Annotated in this window: 8 protein-coding genes and 2 tRNA genes; 3 read left to right on the forward strand and 7 right to left on the reverse strand. The window is 49.8% G+C overall.

All coding sequences use genetic code 11. The features are described 5' to 3' along the window. Positions 1–421: 421 nt before the first annotated feature. A tRNA-Ser gene (locus JJB97_RS17075) sits at positions 422–511 on the reverse strand. Between the two features lie 91 nt (positions 512–602). Between JJB97_RS17075 and mtfA the strand changes: the two genes are divergently transcribed. The 3 genes from mtfA to JJB97_RS17090 all read left to right on the forward strand — a co-directional run bounded on the left by mtfA (position 603) and on the right by JJB97_RS17090 (position 2,979). Then, positions 603–1,379 (forward strand): DgsA anti-repressor MtfA, encoded by a 777-nt coding sequence (gene mtfA, locus JJB97_RS17080; RefSeq protein ID WP_238715297.1) that lies wholly within the window; start codon positions 603–605, stop codon positions 1,377–1,379. 100 nt (positions 1,380–1,479) lie between these two features. Beyond that, positions 1,480–1,555: transfer RNA gene (locus JJB97_RS17085), tRNA-Asn, on the forward strand. 161 nt (positions 1,556–1,716) lie between these two features. After that, entirely contained in the window at positions 1,717–2,979 is a 1,263-nt protein-coding gene (locus tag JJB97_RS17090) for a tyrosine-type recombinase/integrase (protein WP_238715298.1), read from the forward strand. Between the two features lie 854 nt (positions 2,980–3,833). On the opposite strand, the gene JJB97_RS17095 is transcribed toward JJB97_RS17090, so the two are convergent. The 6 genes from JJB97_RS17095 to JJB97_RS17120 form a co-directional block, all read right to left on the reverse strand. Continuing rightward, positions 3,834–4,721 (reverse strand): integrase domain-containing protein, encoded by an 888-nt coding sequence (locus tag JJB97_RS17095; RefSeq protein ID WP_238715299.1) that lies wholly within the window; start codon positions 4,719–4,721, stop codon positions 3,834–3,836. Positions 4,722–5,229: 508 nt separating this feature from the next. Then, a complete protein-coding gene (locus JJB97_RS17100) occupies positions 5,230–5,532 on the reverse strand; it encodes a helix-turn-helix domain-containing protein (protein ID WP_042309123.1) in 303 nt (100 codons plus the stop codon). Between the two features lie 4 nt (positions 5,533–5,536). Further along, positions 5,537–5,890 (reverse strand): type II toxin-antitoxin system RelE/ParE family toxin, encoded by a 354-nt coding sequence (locus JJB97_RS17105; RefSeq protein WP_238715300.1) that lies wholly within the window; start codon positions 5,888–5,890, stop codon positions 5,537–5,539. Positions 5,891–6,388: 498 nt separating this feature from the next. Continuing rightward, entirely contained in the window at positions 6,389–6,610 is a 222-nt protein-coding gene (locus tag JJB97_RS17110; protein ID WP_238715301.1) for a helix-turn-helix domain-containing protein, read from the reverse strand. After that, positions 6,607–7,068 carry a hypothetical protein gene (locus tag JJB97_RS17115; protein ID WP_238715302.1) on the reverse strand — a complete coding sequence of 154 codons (462 nt, stop codon included), beginning with the start codon at positions 7,066–7,068 and terminating at the stop codon, positions 6,607–6,609. The genes JJB97_RS17110 and JJB97_RS17115 overlap by 4 nt, the downstream gene beginning before the upstream one ends. A 649-nt stretch (positions 7,069–7,717) precedes the next feature. After that, positions 7,718–8,728 (reverse strand): DUF4917 family protein, encoded by a 1,011-nt coding sequence (locus JJB97_RS17120; RefSeq protein ID WP_238715303.1) that lies wholly within the window; start codon positions 8,726–8,728, stop codon positions 7,718–7,720. Between the last annotated feature and the right edge of the window lie 80 nt (positions 8,729–8,808).

Below are 8,808 nucleotides of genomic sequence, written 5' to 3' on the forward strand. Positions count from 1 at the left end.
CTGGTTTATTAGCGCTGAGTTTGTGGGGATCCCTCAGTGCTCTGGTGGGGATTTAACAATAACCGCATGCCCCGGTTTGCTGTATTTGTAGCAACGCATTATCGGGACATGCGCCATTAATAAAATGCACCATCGCCTCCGGTCATCCCGCCGGTGCAGGGAAAACCTCAGTCCGTTAAAAACGCTACAGCAGAAGCACTTTCAGAAAGGAGTTAGCGTACATTGAGCGTAAACGGTAAGACCTGGTTCACAAATTGGATGACGCGATGATGAAGCGCTATCCTGACAGGTTGGCCTGCTGATAGCTTACTGCTAAATTCAGGCATCGGATGAATGCCCAAATCAATCAGGCGATAAAACGCTCACCCGGAACGCAGGTTGACGTAATTTGATTGTCCGTCAGGAAGACAGGGATACGAAATGGCGGAGAGAGGGTGATTTGAACCCCCGGCAGGGTTGCCCCTGCTCCGGTTTTCGAAACCGGTCCGTTCAGCCGCTCCGGCATCTCTCCGTTGGATTGCAATAATGCCCAGGAATTTGGCAAGTTAATAGACCCAGACACTTCATTTTTGTTCAGGTAACGACTTTACGAGCGAATTAAGATGATAAAATGGCCCTGGAAAACGCAAAATTCCGCCCCATCAACGCTTATCCCGTGGGAAGATGCATTGGCCATACCGCTTCTGGCATACCTGTCCGCCCGTGAGCAACAGCGGCTGGTGCTGCTGGCTGAGCGTTTTCTTGACAGCAAGCGCCTGGTGCCGCTACAGGGTTTTGAGCTAACTTCGCTAAAAAGCGCGCGCATCGCCCTGCTTTTTTGCCTGCCGGTGCTCGAACTGGGGATTGAATGGCTTGACGGTTTCCACGAAGTGCTTATCTACCCGGCACCGTTTCTGGTCGACGATGAATGGGAAGATGATATTGGACTGGTGCATAATCAACGCATGGTGCAGTCAGGACAGAGCTGGCAGCAGGGGCCAGTTATTCTTAACTGGCTCGACATACAGGACTCCTTCGACGCCTCCGGCTTTAACCTTATTATTCATGAAGTAGCCCACAAGCTGGACATGCGCAACGGCGATCGCGCCAGCGGCATTCCTTCCATCGCCTTGCGTGAAGTAGCGGGCTGGGAACATGATCTGCATACGGCAATGGATAATATTCAGGATGAAATCGATACGGTAGGAGAAAATGCCGCCAGTATTGATGCATATGCGGCAACCGATCCGGCAGAGTGCTTTGCCGTACTCTCAGAATATTTCTTCAGCGCGCCGGCATTGTTTGCCCCACGCTTTCCTTCTCTATGGCAACGTTTTTGCCAGTTTTATGGGCAGGATCCGCTACAGCGCCTGAACAACAGCACGGAAACCGTGCACTAAATCAGCGAAACGGGCTTTATTTAATCATCTGAATCAGCAGGTTAGTTTTATTATTGACACCTCATCGCAAGGCCATTAATATGCGCCCCGTTAACGCAATTCCTCTGTAGTTCAGTCGGTAGAACGGCGGACTGTTAATCCGTATGTCACTGGTTCGAGTCCAGTCAGAGGAGCCAAATTCCTGTTTTCAGGCGTGCTTATAAGTCCCTATGTGATTAGGTTTCAATAAGTTAGCGTGAAAATCTTTCCCGATGCGTATCTGCTTTTCCCTGCGCAACCGGCGAAATTGGTGGTCTGATTTGGGGTCATTTCAGTTCGATAATGGAGTGACCACCACATGTCCCTGTCCGACGCGAAAATCCGCAGTATCAAGCCTTCTGATAAACCCTTTAAACTGACCGATTCTCATGGTCTGTATCTGCTTGTCAATCCGGGCGGTTCACGCCTCTGGTATCTCAAATATCGCTTCAATCGAAAAGAATCACGCATTGCGTTAGGCGCGTATCCGCAAGTTTCGCTATCCGACGCCCGTCAACAACGCGATGGTATCCGTAAACTGCTGGCGCAGAATATCAACCCTGCACAGCAGCGCATGACTGAAAAAGCCGCCGCTTCACCGGAAAAATGCTTTGAGGCCGTTGCGGTAGCATGGCACAAAACCAACAAGAAATGGTCGGCTGACTATGCAGAGCGCATCCTTGCCAGTATGAAAAATCATATCTTTCCGGCAATTGGACACATTCCCGTCACGATGCTGAAAACGCAACATTTCACGGCGTTACTGAAAGTTATCGAGGATAAAGGCTTTCTGGAAGTCGCGTCCCGAACCCGGCAGCAGCTTTGCAACATCATGCGTTACGCTGTTCAGCAGGGACTGACCGAAAACAACCCGGCGCTGCATCTGGAAGGCGTCACCGCGCCGCCGGTTAAAAATCACTATCCCGCCCTAGCGCTGGAGCGGTTGCCCGAGCTGCTGGAGCGGATCGGTGACTATCAGCAGGGGCGGCAGTTAACAAGACTGGCAGTAGCGCTGACCCTGCACCTGTTTATCCGTTCCAGCGAACTGCGCTTCGCTCGCTGGAGCGAGATAGATTTCAGACACAAAATCTGGACCATCCCCGCCACCCGCGAGGCGATAGACAAAGTCCGTTTTTCAGGTCGTAGCGCAAAAATGCGTACTCCACATATTGTGCCGCTTTCTCATCAGGCTATCGCCATTCTGAAGCAGATAAAGGAAATCTCCGGCCATCTGGATTTAGTTTTCCCCGGTGATCACAATCCCTACAAACCGATGAGTGAAAATACCATCAACCGGGCGCTACGTTTAATGGGTTATGACACCAAAACCGATGTCTGTGGGCATGGTTTCCGGGCAATGGCCTGTAGTACGTTGGTGGAATCTGAACTCTGGTCGCGGGATGCCGTGGAGCGGCAGATGAGCCATCAGGAACGCAACAGCGTGCGGGCAGCATATATTCACCGCGCTGAACATCTCGATGCCCGTAAAGCCATGATGCAGTGGTGGTCAGACTATCTGGACGTGAGCCGCGAGGGGTTCGTTGCGCCCTATATTTATGCCCGGCAACATAAAGCGGCCTGAATCAGTAGCAGTATGATTTATTAAAAATGAAAAAGCAGATCCCGATTGATAAGGAACTGCTTTTTTGTATTGAAAGGGTTTACCTTCATTTTTTCTGATATTAATCAGAAAATGTACAAAATTATTCGAGTCGAATAATTTTGTACGAAAACCTATCAATATATTATGAATCAATAGACAAATATCGAAATTATTCACAGTGAATAATTTCAGGCGAAAGCTGCCAGACAACCTGCACCAGACCTGATTTGCCAATACGCCACAACTGCACCAGTTCAATGCCACCGTTTGCCGTCGCCTGCCTGTGTCAGGACTGCGCCAGATATTATCGGATAAGCATCAAACTGCGCCAGTGTTAAGGCCCTTTCAGCCCTTTGGCCTTTTCCGGTCTGGCGCTGTTACCCTTAGCCGACCTTTACCTTTATCTGGCCTTTTTCCCTTTGCTGGCGCAATCACCAGAAAAAATACCGTAACGCTGCACCAGAAACCTGTTAATAAGCCATACCGTTCAGAAGCATTGTTATTAAGAGGAAACCGTACAAAAAATTTCTACGTAGAAATTTTTTCGGTGGATAACGATGAATAAAGGGTATTTTATAATATGGTGGCTATCAAAAATCGACCATCTAAACTTAATTCATTGATTTATAATTAATAATCATGGATTTAATAGCCGATAATTATTGTTCTTGTCAGTATTGATAGGAAAGCATACAAAAAATTTTTGCCCCAAAATTTTTTGTATGAAAACCGATGAATAGTGCGAAATTGATAGGAAATCACCCCAAATTATTTGGGGCAAATAATTTTGTACGAAAAACGATGGTTAACCTCATATTGCAAGTCTGAGGCTATCAATCAGCACTATCCCTTCGTCCATAAACCTGCGCCACATACCGTCCGCGCCCGTCACCGTGTCCCAAATCCATCGCCGTCATTGCCAGCGCTTCCTTCTCACAAAATCCCTGCGCCAGATAATGGCTGATCGCATCCTGCGCCCAGGCGTAGCGCAACGAGTGCGGGGAATATGCGCCCGTTAACCCGAGACCCGACGCCTGACTGTGCCAGTATTTCATCGCGCTTTTCAGGTCCGGCTTATCTATCAGCCTGCCGTGGCGATCTTCTGCCACGGCCAGCGCATTATCCAGCGCTTTCCTGACAGCGACAGCATCAAGAATAATCGTCTCACGGGGTCGCCCGCCTTTGGTGCCAAACACCACGGTTAAGCGAGTGTCACCACGATCCAGCGCCTGTCGCCACGTTTTCAGCGACTGTACGCTCTGCACCGCCTCCTGCGAACGTAATCCCATCAGCCTTGAGAGTTCCAGCGCTGCCGCCATCCCCGGATCTTTTACGCGGGCTGTCTCCAGCACGTCACGATAGTGCTCCGGCGTGATAGCCAGCTTTGTACCATTACGGGATGCGCCAGACAGACCAAGAGAACGGTTGTTCAGCCGCTCACTCTGCGCCAGCCTGTCACGCCCGGCCTGTTTCAGAATGCAACGTACCACTGCCATCTCATTTTGCAGGGAACGCTTTGTAATGCCCTGCGCCAACCGTTCACGGATATAACCCTCTATATGTCGCGCCTTAAGCTGCTCCACCCGGCGGATCTGCACATTCTGCGCCAGTACCAGACGCTCACAAAACCGCTGCGCCAGCTTAATGCGGTCGTGAACCGTTTTATGGCTGCCGCCTGCCTGCTGCGCAAGCCGCTTCATTTCCTGCTCCAGAATCCCCATACATTCCCCTTTTCATGATTGCCGCAAACTCATTCCCCAAAAATCCAACGCTGATACCGCTTTCCCCGGCGCACAGGCCGATAGCCCCTGTTTTTTTGTCAGGGCTGCGAACGATACCTGAGCGCCGGGGCGGCAGCCGTTGAGGTGTGGTGGGGCTTCGGTTGTGCTCTCAGAGCAGCCGCCCGCTTGCGCGGGTTATCCCCCGGATCGTCCAGATCCGCCTCGGTATCGGTTCATGTTCTCCTTATGGGTAAAATGGCCTGAAAAGGCAGTGTCAGAATCCAGCCGTAGGCTGGCGCAGTTGAGTTGTCTGGTGCAGGTCGAAAGGGCTGCGTGCGTCACTTTCCCGCTCTGCGCGGTTAAAGTGACGCACTGGCACTGGTGCAGTATCTGAAAATTTATCGTCTGGTGCAGTTTTACGGTCACGCGGCAGCAAATGCCTTGCGGCAAATGCAGGCCGCAGCCCGTCATGAAGGGGTTGACGCTCCAGTTCAGGGAGCGTCAGTGTTTACAGTACAAATCCGTAGTGAGAACCATCCGGCAGTTCAACATCAAGACGTAGCTTGCCGCCAGTCGCTTCAACGTAGCGTTTGAGAGTGGAAAGCTTCAGATCGCGCCCTAGTTTTTCCATTCCTGCAACGGTAGGTTGCCTGATGCCCAGCGCCTGTGCCATTTCCACTTGCGTTTTCTGTACTTTCTCACGCAGTTCGGCAAGGTGAATGTTGAGCAGGATGTCCGTCGCCATCGCCTGAGCTTCGGCCACGACTTCAGGTTTTTCATCCGCAATAAGCTGTTCCAGCGTTCTGCCCATCGCGTTACTCCTTCTCTTTTAATGTGTTCAGCCAGTTCGTGAATTCCCGGTCTGCGACCGGGAGCATCTCATCGTAAAAACGTTTTTCATTGCCGACCTTATTTCCGGCACAAAGTACAATACCAGCACGGGCCGGGTCAAAAGCGAAAAACGTCCGTATCGGATCGCCCCGGCTCTGAACACGCAACTCTTTCATGTTGCTGTAGCGGGAGCCTCTGATCGTATCGGCATAAGGTCTGGACAACCCCGGCCCCTTTTCCCGCAGGACCAACAGCGCTGCCAGCACGTTGGCCCGATCGGTATCATTGAGCGAGGTAAACCAGTTATCAAACGTATCCGTTGTTTTAATTGTCCACACGGGACCTCCCAATTAATATAGGTCAAATACTATATAGATGTAAAGCTATATAGTAGATTGTGAAGTGATAAGATGAGGGATTCATGCGTCATTACTGCAAAACTGAAGACGCATTCGGGTATTTAAGTGAATGGCATGCACGACATTCATCGTTTTACGATCTGTACCGAAAAACCAGTTCAGATATTGACGCAATGTAAAGAGTGACCTTAACTGCAACGCAGTCCGACATTTTCAAAGGTATTGTCGGTAAAGGGACGACCAGCCTGAAATCAGACCGCTTCTTGCAGGTCGTGAAGCGTATAAGGGCGCCCCGGAGGGCCATTTGTTGCAGAGAGAAAATAATGCGAATGTGACTGGCGCAGGAAGAGGAAACTGTTTTTGCCTGAAAAACATTTCCCGTTGATTTGATAAAATGCTGAGTTGTCGTGCGTCACTGGCATTTTCTCGATCTCCCACCTGCAAAGGCAGGCAGAAGATCGGGAGGAGCTGTTTGCCTTATCGATATTCTGATTTACAGTAGCGTGAAGGCCAGATTTTTTCAGGAGCCACGCCCAGCGCTTCGGCAATCAGCCTTTCACCTTTGGGCCAGCGGCGGTTAAGGGCGTTGGTCAGCGTGGAGGACGCCAGCCCGGCGTTACGGGAAACCGCCGCCAGCGACGTTCCCCGCTTTTTCAGCGCCGCGATAATGTCGGCGGGATGCCAGTCCTGTTGCGTCATGCCACCACCTCGTCGATAAACTTCATGTCGTCGGCGGTACGTAGCCAGCGCGGGGCTTTCATTTCCGCAGCGAAATAGTTGATCAGTTCATACAGCAGGCCGCTAAGGTGTTTTTCCATTTCAGAGTAAAAGCCTTGCCCTGTCAGCATCTGTGTCAGGGAGAGACAGTAGCGGCAAAGCTCTGTGCATTCAGGCTCGAAACGGGGAAAATTTGCAGGGAGGGTGTCAACAGTCAGGCTTTCAATAAGATGGGAAGGAACAGGTTCTAACAGCGTGAGCTGAAGCAGCGTCAGACAGGCGTTGAGTCTGCCGCAGAGCGCCATTTTCAGTGTGGGATCGTTGCTTTCAATCAGGGTTTCGGCGAAGTTTTCGCAGTGATCGGCCAGTACGGTGAAATCCGTGGCGGCATTAAAGGGAACGACAAGTAACGGATGTGTCTGAGTGGGGATCGTAGCCATAATGGCAGCCTCCAGTAAGTGATTAATTGAACCACCACCGAAGAGACCAATCTTGCGGGTGGTGGAACCGGACGGAGTTGGTCTTACCGGCCTTACTGGACACCGGCGCGCCTTGCGGCGCCTCCGCCCGGCCCACCATAGAGATGTAGCTGGGTGAACGACATAAAAAAGACGCAAAGCGCGCCATATGTCGCCAGTAAGGAATATCTTCAGGAGACCAATCCCGGCACCTGAATTTGCAGGTACGAATAAAAGATACCGCTTTCGGTCAAAAACGGCAAGGGAAAGTCGTGGAATAGAGATCGCAGATTGTTATAAAAATAAGCATTAGCCATTACACCAAAGATTTAATTAAACATGAAGTTAAATCAGGCATAAATACCTCCGTGAAATGTTTTGAGATGACCATATAAAGTGGTGCCGGGAGGCTCAAAACGGCTTCACGAAACCGCGGACTTATTTCCCCGAAAGGTGTTGTATTCGTCACCCTCCCGACTTTGAACGGCCAGCATACACCCTCCGCTCTTACGAGCAGAAGGTAAAAAAACAACACTGACGAAGTTGGTTTTAGGCCGCATGAAAGAGGTTTTGAGTCCTCAGCGCGTAAATTATTACAACCAGATACCGCAGGCAAGGATGACGGAAAATATTACTGATTTTCCGGAGGCTTATTCCAACAACCGGGACTTTCGCTGTCAAAAAAATCTATGCGGACATCCTGTCCCAGATTGTCTTTGATTAATTGGCTTGCCCTGTTGCAATAAGCATGATCTCTTCTAAAAACAGATACCGCAACTCGCTGTATTCCTGTTCCCGCCATGCGTTTTAACAGATGTATATCATGCTCTCCCATTCCCCAGCCCAAAATCACCAGACTTTCTCGCGGCTCAACGAGAACTTCCCTATAAACCGTTGAAAGATAGAAACTATTTTGAATGGAGTTTACCTTTTGCTTATACGTTCCTTCGCTTACAAATAAAGGAACAACTTCCTCGCTCTGCCATCGTTCCAGAATGGATTCAAGCAGCCCCGCTCCCCGGATATGAATTTTATGTTCATGTTCAATACGGTTTCGACATAATACGAGACTGCCATGTGGATAAAAAACAAGCGTATTGGATTGTTCATCGCCGTATAGCGCTCTTAACCGCTGCCAGTCTTCTGCAAAAACGCCTCTGGCAAGAAAACAGTCCTTAAATCGGTGATGATCGTTTTTATCCAAGCCGTAGGTCATCGTCCAGTAAACAATAAGGTCATAGTTGAGCGAAATAACCGTATCGAATCTTTTCAAAAAATCATAAATACAGGGCAGTTGCCTGCTAACTTCATGGTGTTCGGGGTGTACATCGCGAACGGCCTGAATAAGGCATTCACGAATACTGAGGTAGGCTTCGCGAGTACGCGCATCCTCAATTCGTAAAGATTTATTGACGTTAGAAGCTTGCCAGACAATACGGAGGATAAGCTCAAAATCTTCGGTTTCAAAAAAATCAAACAGCCTGCGCGCGTCTTCCGCCAGACTCTCTCGCTGTCTGACGCATTCGAGCAGAGATCTATACGCAAAACGAGAGCTTACGGCGATACTCGCGCCATTGCCTAATAAGATCGTTCCATCATAGCTTTGCTCAAGCTCAGACCAGGGACGAATAACAGACTCCATACTCGGTTTTCCTGTCTATAAATAAATTATTTCTTTAAATATAGTAGAGTAAGAGACAGGGCGTAGTCGGACTATTTCCC

This window comes from Tenebrionibacter intestinalis, assembly GCF_016632365.1.
Taxonomy (GTDB): domain Bacteria; phylum Pseudomonadota; class Gammaproteobacteria; order Enterobacterales; family Enterobacteriaceae; genus Tenebrionibacter; species Tenebrionibacter intestinalis.

What these genes read in the sequence shown, in the direction of transcription:
- mtfA (WP_238715297.1), top strand. Translation starts at nt 603, where the DNA reads ATGATAAAATGGCCCTGGAAAACGCAAAATTCCGCCCCATCAACGCTT.
- JJB97_RS17090 (WP_238715298.1), top strand. Translation starts at nt 1,717, where the DNA reads ATGTCCCTGTCCGACGCGAAAATCCGCAGTATCAAGCCTTCTGATAAA.
- JJB97_RS17120 (WP_238715303.1), bottom strand. Translation starts at nt 8,728, where the DNA reads ATGGAGTCTGTTATTCGTCCCTGGTCTGAGCTTGAGCAAAGCTATGAT.
- JJB97_RS17100 (WP_042309123.1), bottom strand. Translation starts at nt 5,532, where the DNA reads ATGGGCAGAACGCTGGAACAGCTTATTGCGGATGAAAAACCTGAAGTC.
- JJB97_RS17115 (WP_238715302.1), bottom strand. Translation starts at nt 7,068, where the DNA reads ATGGCTACGATCCCCACTCAGACACATCCGTTACTTGTCGTTCCCTTT.
- JJB97_RS17110 (WP_238715301.1), bottom strand. Translation starts at nt 6,610, where the DNA reads ATGACGCAACAGGACTGGCATCCCGCCGACATTATCGCGGCGCTGAAA.
- JJB97_RS17095 (WP_238715299.1), bottom strand. Translation starts at nt 4,721, where the DNA reads ATGGGGATTCTGGAGCAGGAAATGAAGCGGCTTGCGCAGCAGGCAGGC.